Source organism: Mesorhizobium sp. M0898 (assembly GCF_040319695.1).
GTDB lineage: Bacteria > Pseudomonadota > Alphaproteobacteria > Rhizobiales > Rhizobiaceae > Mesorhizobium.
Map to the genome: position 1 here is coordinate 20,797 of NZ_JAMYOE010000009.1, position 14,644 is coordinate 35,440.

Below are 14,644 nucleotides of genomic sequence, written 5' to 3' on the forward strand. Positions count from 1 at the left end.
GGTTCTCTCGAAAAGGCAGTATTCATGAGTGGCGTCAACGAGATCCGGTCGGCATTTCTCGACTATTTTCGCAAGGAAGGTCACGAGGTCGTCGCGTCAAGCCCGCTGGTGCCGCGCAACGACCCGACGCTGATGTTCACCAATGCCGGCATGGTGCAGTTCAAGAACGTTTTCACCGGTCTGGAGAAGCGGCCCTATTCGCGCGCCACGACTGCCCAGAAGAGTGTTCGCGCCGGCGGCAAGCACAACGACCTCGACAATGTCGGCTACACCGCGCGCCACCTGACCTTCTTCGAGATGCTCGGCAATTTCTCCTTCGGCGACTATTTCAAGGAGCGGGCCATAGAGCTTGCCTGGAGCCTGATCACCAGGGAGTTCGGGCTGAAGAAGGACAAGCTGCTGGTCACCGTCTACCACACCGACGACGAGGCGGCTTCGTACTGGAAGAAGATCGCCGGCCTTTCGGACGATCGCATCATCCGCATCGCGACTTCGGACAACTTCTGGGCGATGGGCGACACTGGACCTTGCGGGCCGTGTTCGGAGATATTCATCGACCGCGGCGAGCATATCTGGGGCGGCCCTCCCGGCAGCCCCGAGGAGGATGGCGACCGTTTCCTTGAATTCTGGAACCTGGTGTTCATGCAGTATGAACAGGTGGCGAAGGACGAGCGCATCGACCTGCCGCGTCCGTCGATCGACACGGGCATGGGCCTCGAGCGCATGGCCTCCATCCTGCAAGGGGTTGAAAGCGTCTTCGAAACCGACCTGTTCCGCCACCTGATCGACGCTGCGTCGTCGGCGCTTGGCAAAGGTCCGGATGCGGGCACCGTCGCATCGTTCCGTGTCATCGCCGACCATTTGCGTTCGTCCTGCTTCCTGGTCGCCGACGGCGTGCTGCCGTCCAACGAAGGACGCGGCTACGTGCTTCGTCGCATCATGCGCCGCGCCATGCGCCACGCGCAGTTGCTCGGCGCCCGCGATCCGCTGATGTGGCGCCTGGTGCCGGCACTGGTCCGCGAGATGGGTCAAGCCTACCCGGAACTGGTGCGCGGCGAACAGATGATCACCGAAACGCTGAAGCTTGAGGAAACTCGTTTCCGCAAGACGCTGGTGCGCGGCTTGGGCTTGCTTTCCGAGGCGACGGAAAAGCTGGCCTCCGGCGACATGCTGGATGGCGAGACAGCGTTCAAGCTCTACGACACCTATGGCTTTCCGCTCGATCTGACGCAGGATGCGCTGCGCCAGCGCAACATCTCGGTCAACCTTGCCGGCTTCACCGAGGCGATGGAGCGGCAGAAGGCGGAGGCGCGCAAAAGCTGGGCCGGCTCCGGCGACGTGGCGACCGAGACGGTATGGTTTCCGGTGCGCGAGAACGCCGGCGCCACCGAGTTCCTCGGCTATGAGACCGAGCAGGCGGAAGGCCTCATCCAGGCGCTGGTCAGGGACGGCAAGACCGTCGACAGCGCCGGCAAGGGCGACGCCGTTGCCGTGGTTGTCAACCAGACGCCGTTCTATGGCGAGTCCGGTGGCCAGATGGGCGACACCGGCGTCATTTCGGGCGACGGGTTCTCGATCGAGATATCCGATACCCAGAAGAAGGCCGATGGGCTTTTCGTCCATCTCGGCAAGGTGGCTAACGGCACGGTCAAGACGGGCGCGACCGTCGAGCTGAAGGTGGACCACGCGCGTCGCTCCAGGCTGCGCGCGAACCATTCCGCCACGCATCTGATCCATGAGGCGCTGCGCGAGGTGCTGGGTACCCATGTGGCGCAGAAGGGCTCGCTGGTCGCGCCCGAGCGTCTGCGCTTCGACATCTCCCACAACAAGCCGATCTCGCCTGACGAGCTCGAAGAGGTCGAGCGCATGGCAAACGAGATCGTCGTTCAGAACGGCCCTGTAACCACGCGGCTGATGTCTGTCGACGACGCCATTGCCGAAGGCGCCATGGCGCTGTTTGGCGAGAAATATGGCGATGAAGTGCGCGTCGTTTCGATGGGCACGGGCTTGCATGGCGCCAAGGCCAACCGGCCTTATTCGGTCGAGCTATGCGGCGGCACGCATGTCAGGGCGACCGGCGATATCGGCCTGGTGCGCATCGTGTCCGACAGCGCGGTCGCTGCCGGCGTACGCCGCATCGAGGCGTTGACCGGCGAGGCGGCCAGAAAGCATCTCGACGAACAGGACAAGCGGTTGAAGGCGGCCGCCGCCGCGTTGAAGATATCGCCGGCCGATGTGCCGGCCCGCGTCGAGGCGCTGCTCGACGAGCGCAAGAAGCTCGAAAAGGAGCTGATCGAGGCGCGCAAGAAGCTGGCGCTGGGCGATCGCTCGCCAGCCGGTGTGCCGGCGGAAAACGAAACCATTGCCGGTGTCGGTTTTCTCGGCAAGGCGGTATCGGGCGTCTCGCCAAAGGATCTGAAACCACTGGCCGATGCCGGCAAGAAGTCGCTCGGCTCCGGCATCGTCGTCTTTGTCGGCGCCGGCGAGGACAACAAGGCAAGCGTCGTCGTCGCCGTCACCGATGATCTGACCGGCCGCTTCAGCGCCATCGATCTGGTGCGCGTCGCGTCCGCGGCATTGGGCGGGCAGGGCGGCGGCGGGCGACCCGATATGGCTCAGGCCGGCGGCCCGGACGCCTCGAAGGCCGAAGACGCGATCGCTGCGGTGAAGGCGGCTCTCGAAGCGGCGTGAACCTGCACCGGGGGCGGCACGGCCGAAATGGCGCGTCGCCCAGTGGATATCTTTGAGGGCCGATATGCCGACGCTGACGATGTATCAGGTCGATGCCTTTGCCGAACGGGCCTTCCAGGGTAACCCTGCCGCCGTTCTCCTTTTAGAGGAATGGCTGTCGGAGCAGGTAATGCAGGCCATCGCCAACGAAAACAATCTTGCTGAAACCGCGTTTGTGCGGCCGAATGGCAAAGGTTGGGATTTGCGCTGGTTCACGCCGGTCCACGAAGTCGACTTCTGCGGCCACGCCACTCTTGCGGCCGCCCATGTGCTGGCTACGGAATACAATGGTCAGGGCGAAATGGCCTTCGCCACCCGGGTCGGCGAGCTGCGGGTTTCCCGGTGGGAAGGGGGCTATCAGCTCGATCTGCCTTGTTTTCCGCCGCAGCCCGTCGAGGAAGAGCTGGACTCGGCGCTGCAAGCGATATTGCCTCAGCGGCCGGTTGCGAGCTTCCGCAATTTCGAGAACCTGTTTGTCGAGCTTGCCGACGAGACAACCGTGCGATCTTTCGTTCCCGATCTGCTCAGGATCGGACGTTTTCATCCTCTCGGCCTGGTCATTACCGCGCCTGGGCGAGCCCACGATTTCGTCTCCCGTTACTTCGTGCCCGGGGCGGGCATTCCCGAGGATCCGGTAACCGGCTCCATTCATGCGACGCTGGTGCCTTACTGGTCTGAAAAACTCGGCAAGACGCATCTGTCGGCATTCCAATGCTCGCAGCGCGGCGGGCATTTGCTATGCGAACTGGCCGGAGATCGCGTGCTGATCACAGGCCGTGCGAAGACCTTCATGAAGGCGGAGATCTACCTTCCCGATTGAGCGGCTTGCCAATTCGGTGGCTGCTTCGCCTGAGCCAGGTGTCCAGATCACGGTATGGCGTTAGGGCCGGGCGGCGGCCCGATGGCGCAGGGCAGTGGCCCCAAAGAGGCGGCGCTAGAACGGCATAGCGCTCATCAGAGATGCCTTGATGCCTTCAGGGCACGCGTCATTCGCGTCGAGTCCCCCCAGGTCGACAGCCAAATCAGGCAGTCGGTGGTAACGGAGATCGCTGCGCGCAGGCGGTTCAGCAACGGTCCAGGCGAGGTCAGCTGCTCTTCGGCGTGACGCAGATGGGCAAGCTCTTCTTCGCGGATGGACAGGATGATGCCGTGCAACTCGTGATCGCGTCCGGTGAGAAAGAACAGCTGATCATCGAGATGGCGGTGCACCGCCGCTTCGACAGCTGCGGTGCAGGCCCAGACGCCTTGCGGGCCGAGCAGGGCAGTGAGGAAACCCAGCAGCCAGCCGCCCCAGCTCCAGAATTGCATCACGCGACACGGTCGGGAATTTCGCAGTGGCATGGCTGCATGGAAACACGCGCAATGGGTGCGCTCGTGCCCAAGCATCTCCGACAAAGACGGCACGCAGTCCGGCCAGAAACGCTTCGCGACAAGAATCTGTGCCGAATAGATTCTGATCGCGCCGTACTCGCCGGCGTGGTTGACTCTGACTATTCTGGCCACCGTCAGTGCGTCCTGGTGAGAGAGCTTGGCCATGAATGCGCTCGAGAGTTAAGTCAGCCTGCCGGCAACGCTCGCACGCGCCGCAATGCGGGTCCACCAATTCTGGATCTCGGCAAACTCGGCCAGCAGGGCTTGTCCCTCGGCGACCTTGACGAAATAGCCGATGATCGGTGCGGCGTGCAGGTCGGCCAGCGTCAGGTCCGTTCCCAACAGCCAAGGCCCTTCGGCTTTCAGCGAGGAGAGCGCCTGCAATGCCGTTCTTGCCTGCCGCAACCCGTTGGCGATCACCGCTTCGTTGGGCGGCGTTGTTTCCAGCCGCTCGACAGCGACATCCCAGACCATGGTCCTGTAGGCATAGGCGTCGAGCAGGCCGGTGATCTGGTTCATGCGTGCTCGAGGCCGGGCTTCGACCGGTTGCAGCGCCGGGCCGCCAAAGGCTTCGTCGACATAACGGGCAATCGCGCCGGTCTCGTAGAGGCGAAAGCCGTCATGCTCGAAGGCCGGGATGCGGCCGAACGGCTGGTGCTCGAAATACCAGCCGGGAATGCCGTCCGCGGCAAAGATGTCGACGGGCACGAGCTCGTAGCCGACGCCCTTTTCCTCCAGCACCAGCTGGACGATGCGCACATAGACGCTGTAGTCCGCGCCGTAGACGACGGGCTTGCCCATGCCGGTTGGGCTCAGGCCATCGCTTTCTGCAAATTCTCGTCGATCTTGTCGAGGAAGCCGGTGGTCGAAAGCCATGGCTGGTCGGGGCCGATCAGCAGCGACAGGTCCTTGGTCATGAAGCCGGACTCGACCGTCTGGATGCAGACCCTTTCCAGCGTCTCGGCAAAGCGCCTCAGTTCGGCATTGTCGTCGAGCTTGGCGCGGTGCGCGAGGCCGCGCGTCCAGGCAAAGATCGAGGCGATCGAATTGGTCGAGGTCTCCTCGCCCTTCTGGTGCTGGCGATAGTGGCGGGTGACGGTGCCGTGCGCGGCTTCCGCCTCGACGGTCTTGCCGTCCGGCGTCATCAGCACCGAGGTCATCAGGCCGAGCGAGCCGAAGCCTTGCGCCACCGTGTCGGACTGCACGTCGCCGTCATAATTCTTGCAGGCCCAGACATAGCCACCCGACCATTTCAGGCTGGAGGCCACCATGTCGTCGATCAGCCGGTGCTCGTACCAGAGTTTCTTCGCTTTGAATTCTGCTTCGAACTCCGCCTCGTAGACCTCCTGGAAGATGTCCTTGAAGCGGCCGTCATAGGCTTTGAGGATGGTGTTCTTGGTCGAGAGGTAGACGGGGTAATTGCGCAGCAGCCCATAGTTCAGGGAGGCGCGGGCGAATTCGCGGATCGATTCGTCGAGATTGTACATGGCCATGGCGACGCCGGCGCCGGGTGCGTCGAACACATCGTGCTCGATCACCTGGCCGTCCTCGCCGACGAATTTGATTGTCAGCTTGCCCTTGCCGGGGAAGCGGAAGTCGGTGGCGCGGTACTGGTCGCCGAAGGCGTGGCGGCCGACGATGATCGGCTTGGTCCAGCCGGGCACCAGCCGCGGCACGTTCTTCATGATGATCGGCTCGCGAAAGATGGTGCCGCCGAGGATGTTGCGGATGGTGCCGTTCGGCGACTTCCACATCTTTTTCAGCTTGAATTCCTCGACGCGCTGCTCGTCGGGCGTGATCGTCGCGCATTTCACGCCGACGCCGTATTTCTTGATGGCATTGGCCGAATCGATGGTCACCTGGTCGTTGGTGGCGTCGCGGTGCTCGATGCCGAGGTCGTAATATTCGAGCTTGAGGTCGAGATAAGGGTGGATCAGCTTGTCCTTGATGAACTGCCAGATGATGCGGGTCATCTCGTCGCCGTCGAGTTCGACGACCGGGTTCGCCACCTTGATCTTCGCCATGGAAAGAATGCCTCACTTTTGGGGAACGGAACGGCCTTGCCCGCACGGCTGCCGGCCCTGGGATGCGGCCCGTATATCAAAGGCTTTTTGGCCGCGCAAACGGCGAACCGCGCCGTAGTGTCGGCATTCCTTGCGAAAGCTTCATTTTCGCCGCCAAATGTGGCAGGGGACTGCGAAATGCCGCAAACAGCAGTTCACTGACAACCATGGCCGCTACCCAGGATCCCGCCACCCCTCTTGCCTCCGGAACTCCAGCGTCCGGACCGGCGATCATCCTGGTCGAGCCGCAGCTCGGCGAGAATATCGGCATGGTTGCGCGCGCCATGGCCAATTTCGGCCTTACCGAGCTGCGGCTCGTCAATCCGCGCGACGGCTGGCCGAGCGAGAAGGCGCGTGCCGCCGCAAGCCGCGCCGACCACGTCATCGATGCAGTCAAGGTGTTCGACGACCTCGCCTCGGCGGTCGCCGATTTGAACTTCGTCTTCGCCACCACGGCGCGCGCGCGCGACAATTTCAAGCCGGTGCGCGGGCCGGTCGAGGCGGGCAGGGCGCTGCGGGCGCGGCAGCGGGCCGGCCAGCGCACCGGCATCCTGTTCGGCCGCGAACGCTTCGGCCTCTATAATGACGAGGTCGGGCTTGCCGACGAGATCGTCACTTTCCCCGTCGATCCAGCCTTCTCCTCGCTCAACATCGCCCAGGCGGCCCTGCTGATGTCCTATGAATGGATGAAGTCCGGCCTGGAAGACGAGACCAGGACCAACTTCTCCGGCCCCGAAATGCCGCCGGCCACCAAGGAAGAATTGCACGGCCTGTTTGCGTATCTGGAAGGTGCACTGGAGGCGCGCGGCTATTTCCGCCCGGCAGCGAAGAAGCCGAAGATGGTCGACAATTTGCGTGCAGTGCTGACCCGCCCCGGCTTTGCCGAGCCGGAGCTCAAGGTGCTGCGCGGCATAATATCATCGCTGGACAGGTTCTCGCCGGCCATGCCGCGCGGCGACGGATCGCCCGGCGACGATCCAAGGCGGCTCCCGGCGGCCGCGGCACGCGCTGCGAGGGCGAAAGACAAAGAATAGCCTCGGAACTACCCATACCTCACCAGTAACCGAATGTTATTTGGTGTGATCCATTGTCTGGAAAACGATGGATCTTTCGATGTTCAATTCAAATATCGGGCGTCTTCGCTTTTTCTTCTATTCCGCGGCCCTGCTGGTTGCGGAAATCGTGACATTCGTGCTGTGCGTCGTGGGGAGCGTCGGCTTCGAGGGTTTGGCCAATTCGAAGCCCGGACCTTCCAGGGAAGGGCTGGCCGCGGCTGTTCTCGTTACCTCGCTGGTGATCGTTCTGTTCCGCGCGAATTTCGCCTGGCGTCGAAGCCGCGACGCGCAAGGGTCGGGTTGGATCCTTTGGTCGTATATCGTGTTCTCGACGCTGTTCGCGATCCTGCAGGCCGGCACTGTTCTTGTCGTAAAATTCGACGGCGAAGATTCGCATTCCGGCCTTAACCTGCTGGGATTAGCTCTTGTCGGGCTGTGGGCCGTCATCTTGGCGGGCAAGCAGGCGGGCGGTGGCTCTGCGGATATGGCGTCATCCCTGAGTTTCGACGATTTCGACCCGCCCGGGCCGCTCCATTCAGCGTCAGCCACCGGCGCGACGGCCCTGGCTCCAGCCTACGCCACGCGGGCCGCGCCGGTGCCGTCGAACCACCCTGCATCTCAACCTGCATCTCCGGCGAACGGCCGGCCGCGGCCCGGCGGCTTCGGCAAGCGCGGCCTTGTGTGACCGGCTCGCCGCATCAAGGCCATGATGCTTCCACATAGAAGCGGCCGGGATAAAGCATCATTGGCCGAAGCAGAAAGCATGGGCCGGGCCTTCCCTCGTGATCTCGTTTGTGATTCCCAGCCCTTAGTGATTCCCAGCCCTTAGTGACTCAATGACAATGACCGATCCATCGAGCGCCCGTCCGATCCTGATGTTCGATTCCGGCATTGGCGGCCTGACCGTGCTGCGGGAGGCGCGCGTGCTGATGCCTGATCGCCGCTTCATCTATGTCGCCGACGACGCGGCGTTCCCCTTCGGCGGCTGGGAGGAGCCGGCGCTGAGAACACATATCCTGGAGTTGTTCGCCAGGCTGCTCGACCGGTTTTCGCCGGCCATCTCGGTCATCGCCTGCAACACTGCCTCGACGCTGGTCATCGATGCCTTGCGCGAGAGGTTTCCCGGCCACCCTTTCGTCGGCACCGTGCCGGCCATCAAGCCGGCGGCGGAACGCACGCGCTCAGGCCTGGTTTCGGTGCTGGCTACGCCCGGCACCGTCAAGCGCCAGTACACGCGCGACCTGATCAGCAAATGGGCGCAGAAATGCCATGTCCGCCTGGTCGGCAGCGACAAGCTGGCGGGATTGGCCGAAGCCTATATGCGCGATGGCTTTGTCGACGAGGACGCCGTGCGCGCCGAGATCGCGCCGTGCTTCGTCGAGCATGACGGGCTGCGCACCGACATCGTCGTGCTTGCCTGCACCCATTATCCGTTTTTGGCCAACCGCATGCGCAAGACAGCACCGTGGCCGGTCGACTGGCTCGACCCGGCCGAGGCGATCGCACGCCGGGCGCTGTCGCTGCTTGCCGATACCGAGGCCCGCTATCGCAGAGAGGCACTGCCGGAAGGCGCCGACCTTGCATTCTTCACCTCGAACAGCGCCGATTTTCCGACGCGCCGGCTGATGCAGGGATTTGGCCTGGCGATATCCTGATCGCAGGCAATTTTCGCTTTGGGAACATCACACCGGACAATGCGTTTTCCTCTCATTGGAAACGGGAGAAACCATCATGCCAGCCACCTCAAAAGCCCAGCAGAAAGCGGCCGGCGCGGCATTGTCAGCCAAGCGCGGCGAGACCAAGAAGGGCGCGCTCAAAGGCGCGTCGAAGGGAATGTATAAATCCATGAGCGAAAAACAGCTCGAGGAATTCGCCGAGACCAAGCGCAAGGGCCTGCCGGAAAAGAAGTCGAAACACTGATCGACTGGCCATTCTGACGGCGGATGCCGGTCAATAAAAGGCCCGCGGCTGAGCCGCGGGCCATGAAGTCTCAACGGGCGAGGACGAAAATTACCAGTTCCAGCCCCACCCGCAGCGCCGCACTTTGTAGCGGATCACCTTGCGATGACCGTGGCGCCACACCACCTTCTTCTTGACCACGATGCGGCAGACCTGGTGATGCCTGTGCCCATGCCAATGCCGGGCCTGCGCCGGCTCGGGCGCGACCGCCATCGTGCCGGCCATCACCGCGGCGCCTACCAACGTAAGGAAGAACTTCTTCATGCGAATTCCAGCTCCTCTGATTTCAGTCCCTTCCTGATGCCGCTGGCGCAACCTCCCGCCACATCCGGCACGTTCTACAACCGTAACACTATCCGGTTCGGCGATTCGCGCCAGCCGGAAGCTTGACAGCGGTTAAATCTCCGTTTAACCAGCCCACCAACACCGGGCCGCAATGCCCGGTGGTTTTCTTTATGTGTGCAAGACGTTTGGGAAGCCGGTTTACTTTCCCTATGTCTTGTTTGAAATGACGTGTCCCGTGGGTTTTCCGTCGCGTTGCGTGGAAAACCCTGTCAGGTCTCGAAAACGGAGGCCAGAGGAGGGCGCGTTTCCTTCGCCCGGACCATGAGGTTCCGGGTGTGTTGTTTTGAAAGGGAATGCGATGAGCAAGCGCGAATCCGCGAAGTACAAGATCGACCGCCGTCTTGGCGAAAACATCTGGGGCCGCCCGAAGTCCCCGGTCAACAAGCGTGAATACGGCCCCGGCCAGCATGGCCAGCGCCGCAAGGGCAAGCTTTCCGATTTCGGCCTGCAGCTGCGCGCCAAGCAGAAGCTGAAGGGCCACTATGGCGACGTTTCGGAAAAGCAGTTCCGCAAGGTCTATGAAGAGGCGGACCGCCGCAAGGGCGACACCTCGGAGAACCTGATCGGCCTGCTCGAATCGCGCCTCGACGCAGTCGTCTATCGCGCCAAGTTCGTGCCGACCATCTTTGCGGCGCGCCAGTTCGTCAATCATGGCCACGTCAACGTCAACGGCAAGCGCGTCAACATCGGCTCGTACCGCTGCAAGCCGGGCGATGTCATCGAAGTGCGCGAGAAGTCGAAGCAGCTGGTCATCGTGCTGGAATCGGTGGGCCTGGCCGAGCGCGATGTGCCCGATTACATCGACGCCGATCACAACAAGATGACCGCGGCTTTCACGCGCATCCCCGGCCTGGCGGACGTTCCGTTTGCCGTGCAGATGGAACCGAACCTAGTCGTCGAATTCTATTCGCGCTGATCGGCGCGTTCGTCGCGATACAATCGAAGGCCGCCCGTCGAGGCGGCCTTTTCTTTTTTCGTTTCCTTTTCCGCGGCGTGATTCCGAAATCGATTTCGGTTTTCGGTCCGATGCGCTACTGCGGGCGGCAACAGGATCTTGGGGCCGACGCGCCATGAATATGCTGCCAGACGCCGAAACACTCGAACCGGTCGCCGACACCGAAGGCGGCTTTCATCCGCTGTTTGCCGATGTGCCGTCCTCCGTCGAGTTCAACAAGCTGCGCAAGCGGCTGTTGCGGCTTGCCCGCCAGGCGATCGACGATTTCGCCATGGTGAGACCCGGCGACCGTTGGCTGGTCGCACTGTCGGGCGGCAAGGATTCCTACGGCCTGCTTGCCGTTCTGCTCGATCTCAAATGGCGCGGGCTGCTGCCGGTCGAGCTGTTGGCCTGCAATCTCGACCAGGGCCAGCCGAACTTTCCCAAGCACATATTGCCCGACTATCTCGACAGCTATGCCATTCCGCATCGCATCGAATATCAGGACACCTATTCGGTGGTCACCGACAAGCTGGCCGAGGGCAGCACCTATTGCTCGCTGTGCTCGCGGCTGCGGCGCGGCCATCTCTATCGCATTGCCCGCGAGGAGGGGTGCTCGGCGCTGGTGCTCGGTCATCACCGCGAGGACATACTGGAAACCTTCTTCATGAACCTGTTCCATGGCGGACGCCTCGCCGCCATGCCGCCGAAGCTGCTCAACGACGAAGGCGATGTCATGGTGCTGCGGCCGCTCGCCTATTGTGCGGAAGCGGATCTCGAGAAATTCGCCGGCGCCATGAAATTCCCGATCATTCCGTGCGATCTGTGCGGTAGCCAGGAAGGCCTGCAGCGCAACGCCATGAAGGCGATGCTCGACGACATCGAGAAGCGCATGCCCGGCCGCAAGGACACGATGATCCGCGCCATGACCAATGTGCGGCGTTCGCATCTGCTCGACAGGAAGCTGTTCGATTTCGCCGCCCTCAACGAAACCCTCACCACCAGGCGTCCCGATGACATTTGACGATAGCGCGATCGACTGGCTTGCCGACCTTCTGTCGGAAGCCGCCGTCGCCGAGATCATGCCGCGCTTTCGCCGGTTGAGCGAGGGCGACGTCCGTCGCAAGACCTCGGCCGCCGATCTCGTCACCGAGGCCGACGTCAATGCCGAACGGCTCATCACCGCCAGGCTGCGCCAGCGTTATCCCCACGCAATGATCGTCGGCGAGGAGGCCTGCTCCGACGACCCGACGCTGCTCGACGGTCTCGGCGATGCCGAACTCGCCTTCGTCATCGACCCGGTCGACGGCACCTTCAACTTCGCCTCCGGCGTGCCGCTTTTCGGCGTCATGCTTGGCGTCGTGATCAAGGGCGAGACGGTCGCCGGCATCATCCACGATCCCGTCGGCAAGGATTGGCTGATCGGCGTTAGTGGCGCCGGCAGCCATATCCGCCATGCCCATGGCAATCTGGAAAAGGTCCATGTCGCCAAACCGGCGCCGATGTCGGAAATGACCGGTGCGGTCTCATGGCACTACGTGCTCGAGCCGGACCGCTCACGTTTGGCGCGCAACCAGACCAAGTCGCTATCGCAGTTCAATTATCGCTGCGCCGCCCACGAATACCGCCTGCTGGCCAGCGGCCACGGCCATTTCGTCGTCTACAACAAGCTGATGCCCTGGGATCACCTGCCTGGCGTGCTGATCCATGCGGAGGCGGGCGGCCATGCCGCGCGCTTCGACGGCAGCGCCTATCTGCCGTCGCATGTCGGAGGTGGCCTGCTGGTCGCGCCGGACCGGGAGAGCTGGCGGGAGCTGCGCCGCGAGCTCTGGGCGGAATAACTCTTCGCTGCCAAAAGTTGTCCAATCCTGTGCGAAACCGGAGACCTCGAATGAAACCTCGGTCCGCAATTGTTGCAACGGCCTTTGCCCTTGCCTTGGTTGCCGGTGTCAATGAAGCAAGCGCTGGGGAACGCGCATGTCGCAGTCCCGACTCCGTCGACACCATAGACGAGATGTTCTCCGCGATCTTCGCCTGTTGGAAGCCGCCGCCCGGAACCGCGGGCATGACCCTGACGCTGCAGTTCTCAATTCGCCGAAACGGCACGCTTATCGGCAAGCCGCGCGCCACTTACTCCCATCTAGGGGACGATGGTCCGCTCAATCGGGCCTTCGTGGCTTCCGTCCTCGAGGCGCTCGACAAGGCTCTTCCACTGCCCGTTTCGGACAGTATGGGTGGAGCAATCGCAGGACGTACGCTGTTCCCCCGCTTCACCGCGGTCAGTGAGGGTGCATCCTAGGCGCACGCGCAATGTGCATTAAACCGGCGGGTTATGCGGCTGGAACAGTCTGCCGCGCTCGGCCAGCAGGATCATCAGCAGCGCCGCCACCGACACGCTGCAGAACCCGGCGGCCAGCGGCGTCACCGTGCCGTTGAAGGCTTGGCCGATCAGCGTACCGAGAATGCCGCCAAGAAATGTCTGCATGAACCCAAGGATCGACGACGCAGTGCCGGCCAGGTGCCCCAGCGGCTCCATAGCAAGCGCGTTGAAGTTCGCGCCAAGCGCGCCGAACGGGACCATGGCGCAGGCAAAGAAGGTAATGAAGAGCCAGAGCGGCATCTTTATTTCGATGGAAACGACCAGCCAGGCAAGGCTGATGGCCAGAAACAGCAGCAGCGCGCTTTGCGACAGACGGCGCATGCCGATGCGGCCGACGAGGCGCGAGTTGAGGTAGTTCGAAAAAGCAAGTACGCCGGCAACCCCCGCGAAGATGACGGGGAACATCTCGCCGACATTGAACACGCTGACATAGATCTGCTGGGCCGAGGCGATGAAGCCGAACATGGCGCCGAAGATGAAGGTGCTGGCGAAGGCATAGCAGAGCGCGATGCGGTTGGTGAGAACGATGCGGAAGCCGCCGATGATGGAGGACAGCGTCAGCGGCCGGCGATATTCGGGGTGTAGTGTCTCGGGCAGGCGCAGCAGCGACCAGGCGGACACGATCAGCGCGCCGGCTGCCATGGTGACGAAGATCACATGCCAGGTCGCAAACAGCATGATGAACTGGCCGATACCGGGCGCCACCACCGGAATGGCCATGAACACCATGAAGATCAAGGACATGACTTCGGCCATGCGCCTTCCGTCGAACGTATCGCGCACGATCGAGACGGCAATGACGCGCGTCGCCGCCGCGCCGATGCCTTGCACCGCCCGGCATAGCAGAAGCGTGGCGAATGACGGGGCGATTGCCGCAGCGCCGGCCGCCAGGACGTAGATCACCAGCCCTGCGACAAGCGGCGCGCGGCGCCCGAAGCGGTCCGAGATCGGCCCGAAGAACAGCTGTCCGCCGCCAAAGCCAAGGATATAGGCGGTGACAACATATTGCCGGTGGTTTTCATTTTCGATGCCAAGCGAAGCGCCGATCTGCTGCAGCGCCGGCAAAATAATGTCGATTGCCAGCGAATTGAGCGCCATCAGCGCCGCGCACAGCGCAATGAATTCCCAGCGCGGAATGGGCAAGGTGCTTGCCTTTTGCTGCGCTTGTGCTTGCTGATCCAAGGCCAGTCCGATCCTCAAACGAAAATGCGCCGGCTGGCCGACGCATCCATTCGTTGATTGCCCGATAGCGGGCAGAACTTTTTGCCAAGGTGGGGGCTGCCCCGGCGCTTAGCGCATGACCCCCGAAAATCGCAGGCGGAAGGTCATACGCAGAAACAGAAGTCAGGCGGCGCCTTTGACGCTGACGCCCTTTTCGACGAGGAAGGTCTGCAATTCGCCCGCCTGGAACATCTCGCGGATGATGTCGCAGCCGCCGACGAACTCGCCCTTGACGTAGAGCTGCGGGATGGTCGGCCAGTTGGAATAGTCCTTGATGCCTTGCCGCAGTTCGGCCGACGTCAGCACGTCGACGCCCTTATAGTCGGCGCCGATATAGTCGAGGATCTGCACGACCTGGCCGGAAAATCCGCATTGCGGGAAGCCGGGCGTGCCCTTCATGAAGAGAACGACGTCGTTGCCCTTCACTTCATTGTCGATGTAGTCGTTGATGCCGCTCATGGAATACCCTTTCATGCCTGTGGGAGTCAGGCTCGAACATTACCCTTCAAATAAACCCATGGGTTGCGCGAAACAAGATGTTTGCCGCCTTGCCATGCAAATGGCGCAAAGGAACGTCTGATCTTGG

At 62.5% G+C, this 14,644-nt stretch carries 16 protein-coding genes; 10 read left to right on the forward strand and 6 right to left on the reverse strand.

Features of this window, described 5'->3' with window-relative positions:
- Window positions 1-24 precede the first annotated feature (24 nt).
- Together alaS and NKH90_RS12865 are read left to right on the forward strand one after the other, a co-directional pair.
- Window positions 25-2,691, forward strand: a complete 2,667-nt coding sequence (gene alaS, locus NKH90_RS12860; protein ID WP_352819762.1) for an alanine--tRNA ligase — start codon at window positions 25-27, stop codon at window positions 2,689-2,691.
- A 64-nt stretch (window positions 2,692-2,755) separates the two neighbouring features.
- Window positions 2,756-3,550, forward strand: coding sequence for a PhzF family phenazine biosynthesis protein (locus tag NKH90_RS12865; RefSeq protein ID WP_352819648.1), 795 nt, complete (start codon window positions 2,756-2,758; stop codon window positions 3,548-3,550).
- A 134-nt stretch (window positions 3,551-3,684) separates the two neighbouring features.
- On the opposite strand, the gene NKH90_RS12870 is transcribed toward NKH90_RS12865, so the two are convergent.
- From NKH90_RS12870 to NKH90_RS12880, 3 genes are read right to left on the reverse strand one after another with little or no spacing between them, the layout of a single operon-like run.
- Entirely contained in the window at window positions 3,685-4,266 is a 582-nt protein-coding gene (locus tag NKH90_RS12870; RefSeq protein WP_352819650.1) for a demethoxyubiquinone hydroxylase family protein, read from the reverse strand.
- Window positions 4,267-4,281: 15 nt separating this feature from the next.
- A complete protein-coding gene (locus tag NKH90_RS12875; RefSeq protein ID WP_352819652.1) occupies window positions 4,282-4,902 on the reverse strand; it encodes a glutathione S-transferase family protein in 621 nt (206 codons plus the stop codon).
- Between the two features lie 11 nt (window positions 4,903-4,913).
- The gene (locus NKH90_RS12880; RefSeq protein ID WP_292659842.1) at window positions 4,914-6,125 is read right to left on the reverse strand and encodes an NADP-dependent isocitrate dehydrogenase; all 1,212 of its coding nucleotides are present in this window, start codon (window positions 6,123-6,125) and stop codon (window positions 4,914-4,916) included.
- Between the two features lie 206 nt (window positions 6,126-6,331).
- Between NKH90_RS12880 and NKH90_RS12885 the strand changes: the two genes are divergently transcribed.
- The 4 genes from NKH90_RS12885 to NKH90_RS12900 all read left to right on the forward strand — a co-directional run bounded on the left by NKH90_RS12885 (window position 6,332) and on the right by NKH90_RS12900 (window position 9,139).
- Entirely contained in the window at window positions 6,332-7,198 is an 867-nt protein-coding gene (locus tag NKH90_RS12885) for an RNA methyltransferase (protein WP_352819654.1), read from the forward strand.
- Between the two features lie 67 nt (window positions 7,199-7,265).
- Window positions 7,266-7,904 (forward strand): DUF805 domain-containing protein, encoded by a 639-nt coding sequence (locus tag NKH90_RS12890; protein WP_352819656.1) that lies wholly within the window; start codon window positions 7,266-7,268, stop codon window positions 7,902-7,904.
- A gap of 157 nt (window positions 7,905-8,061) precedes the next feature.
- The gene (murI, locus tag NKH90_RS12895; RefSeq protein ID WP_352681936.1) at window positions 8,062-8,874 is read left to right on the forward strand and encodes a glutamate racemase; all 813 of its coding nucleotides are present in this window, start codon (window positions 8,062-8,064) and stop codon (window positions 8,872-8,874) included.
- A 76-nt stretch (window positions 8,875-8,950) separates the two neighbouring features.
- Window positions 8,951-9,139: a DUF3008 family protein gene (locus NKH90_RS12900; RefSeq protein ID WP_023674705.1), complete on the forward strand. Its 189-nt coding sequence runs from the start codon at window positions 8,951-8,953 to the stop codon at window positions 9,137-9,139.
- A gap of 90 nt (window positions 9,140-9,229) precedes the next feature.
- Here the strand turns inward: NKH90_RS12900 and NKH90_RS12905 are convergent, their stop codons facing one another.
- A complete protein-coding gene (locus NKH90_RS12905) occupies window positions 9,230-9,442 on the reverse strand; it encodes a hypothetical protein (RefSeq protein WP_023674706.1) in 213 nt (70 codons plus the stop codon).
- Window positions 9,443-9,821: 379 nt separating this feature from the next.
- On the opposite strand from NKH90_RS12905, the gene rpsD reads away from it, so the two are divergent.
- The 4 genes from rpsD (at window position 9,822) to NKH90_RS12925 (ending at window position 12,756) form a co-directional block, all read left to right on the forward strand.
- Window positions 9,822-10,439, forward strand: a complete 618-nt coding sequence (gene rpsD, locus NKH90_RS12910) for a 30S ribosomal protein S4 (protein WP_352772765.1) — start codon at window positions 9,822-9,824, stop codon at window positions 10,437-10,439.
- A gap of 154 nt (window positions 10,440-10,593) precedes the next feature.
- Window positions 10,594-11,481: a tRNA 2-thiocytidine(32) synthetase TtcA gene (gene ttcA, locus NKH90_RS12915; protein ID WP_352819658.1), complete on the forward strand. Its 888-nt coding sequence runs from the start codon at window positions 10,594-10,596 to the stop codon at window positions 11,479-11,481.
- Window positions 11,471-12,298: an inositol monophosphatase family protein gene (locus tag NKH90_RS12920; protein ID WP_352819660.1), complete on the forward strand. Its 828-nt coding sequence runs from the start codon at window positions 11,471-11,473 to the stop codon at window positions 12,296-12,298. Before ttcA ends, NKH90_RS12920 begins: the two co-directional genes overlap by 11 nt.
- 50 nt (window positions 12,299-12,348) lie before the next feature.
- Window positions 12,349-12,756, forward strand: a complete 408-nt coding sequence (locus NKH90_RS12925; RefSeq protein WP_352501584.1) for a UCP034077 family protein — start codon at window positions 12,349-12,351, stop codon at window positions 12,754-12,756.
- An 18-nt stretch (window positions 12,757-12,774) separates the two neighbouring features.
- On the opposite strand, the gene NKH90_RS12930 is transcribed toward NKH90_RS12925, so the two are convergent.
- A complete protein-coding gene (locus NKH90_RS12930) occupies window positions 12,775-13,974 on the reverse strand; it encodes a multidrug effflux MFS transporter (RefSeq protein WP_502893744.1) in 1,200 nt (399 codons plus the stop codon).
- Between the two features lie 207 nt (window positions 13,975-14,181).
- Window positions 14,182-14,517 carry a Grx4 family monothiol glutaredoxin gene (gene grxD / locus NKH90_RS12935; protein WP_023674712.1) on the reverse strand — a complete coding sequence of 112 codons (336 nt, stop codon included), beginning with the start codon at window positions 14,515-14,517 and terminating at the stop codon, window positions 14,182-14,184.
- Between the last annotated feature and the right edge of the window lie 127 nt (window positions 14,518-14,644).

Coding starts and splice junctions, on each gene's coding strand:
- NKH90_RS12875 (WP_352819652.1), bottom strand. CDS start 4,902: ATGGGCAAGCCCGTCGTCTACGGCGCGGACTACAGCGTCTATGTGCGC.
- NKH90_RS12905 (WP_023674706.1), bottom strand. CDS start 9,442: ATGAAGAAGTTCTTCCTTACGTTGGTAGGCGCCGCGGTGATGGCCGGC.
- alaS (WP_352819762.1), top strand. CDS start 25: ATGAGTGGCGTCAACGAGATCCGGTCGGCATTTCTCGACTATTTTCGC.
- NKH90_RS12885 (WP_352819654.1), top strand. CDS start 6,332: ATGGCCGCTACCCAGGATCCCGCCACCCCTCTTGCCTCCGGAACTCCA.
- NKH90_RS12865 (WP_352819648.1), top strand. CDS start 2,756: ATGCCGACGCTGACGATGTATCAGGTCGATGCCTTTGCCGAACGGGCC.
- grxD (WP_023674712.1), bottom strand. CDS start 14,517: ATGAGCGGCATCAACGACTACATCGACAATGAAGTGAAGGGCAACGAC.
- murI (WP_352681936.1), top strand. CDS start 8,062: ATGACCGATCCATCGAGCGCCCGTCCGATCCTGATGTTCGATTCCGGC.
- NKH90_RS12925 (WP_352501584.1), top strand. CDS start 12,349: ATGAAACCTCGGTCCGCAATTGTTGCAACGGCCTTTGCCCTTGCCTTG.
- NKH90_RS12880 (WP_292659842.1), bottom strand. CDS start 6,125: ATGGCGAAGATCAAGGTGGCGAACCCGGTCGTCGAACTCGACGGCGAC.
- NKH90_RS12870 (WP_352819650.1), bottom strand. CDS start 4,266: ATGGCCAAGCTCTCTCACCAGGACGCACTGACGGTGGCCAGAATAGTC.
- ttcA (WP_352819658.1), top strand. CDS start 10,594: ATGAATATGCTGCCAGACGCCGAAACACTCGAACCGGTCGCCGACACC.
- NKH90_RS12920 (WP_352819660.1), top strand. CDS start 11,471: ATGACATTTGACGATAGCGCGATCGACTGGCTTGCCGACCTTCTGTCG.
- NKH90_RS12900 (WP_023674705.1), top strand. CDS start 8,951: ATGCCAGCCACCTCAAAAGCCCAGCAGAAAGCGGCCGGCGCGGCATTG.
- rpsD (WP_352772765.1), top strand. CDS start 9,822: ATGAGCAAGCGCGAATCCGCGAAGTACAAGATCGACCGCCGTCTTGGC.
- NKH90_RS12890 (WP_352819656.1), top strand. CDS start 7,266: ATGGATCTTTCGATGTTCAATTCAAATATCGGGCGTCTTCGCTTTTTC.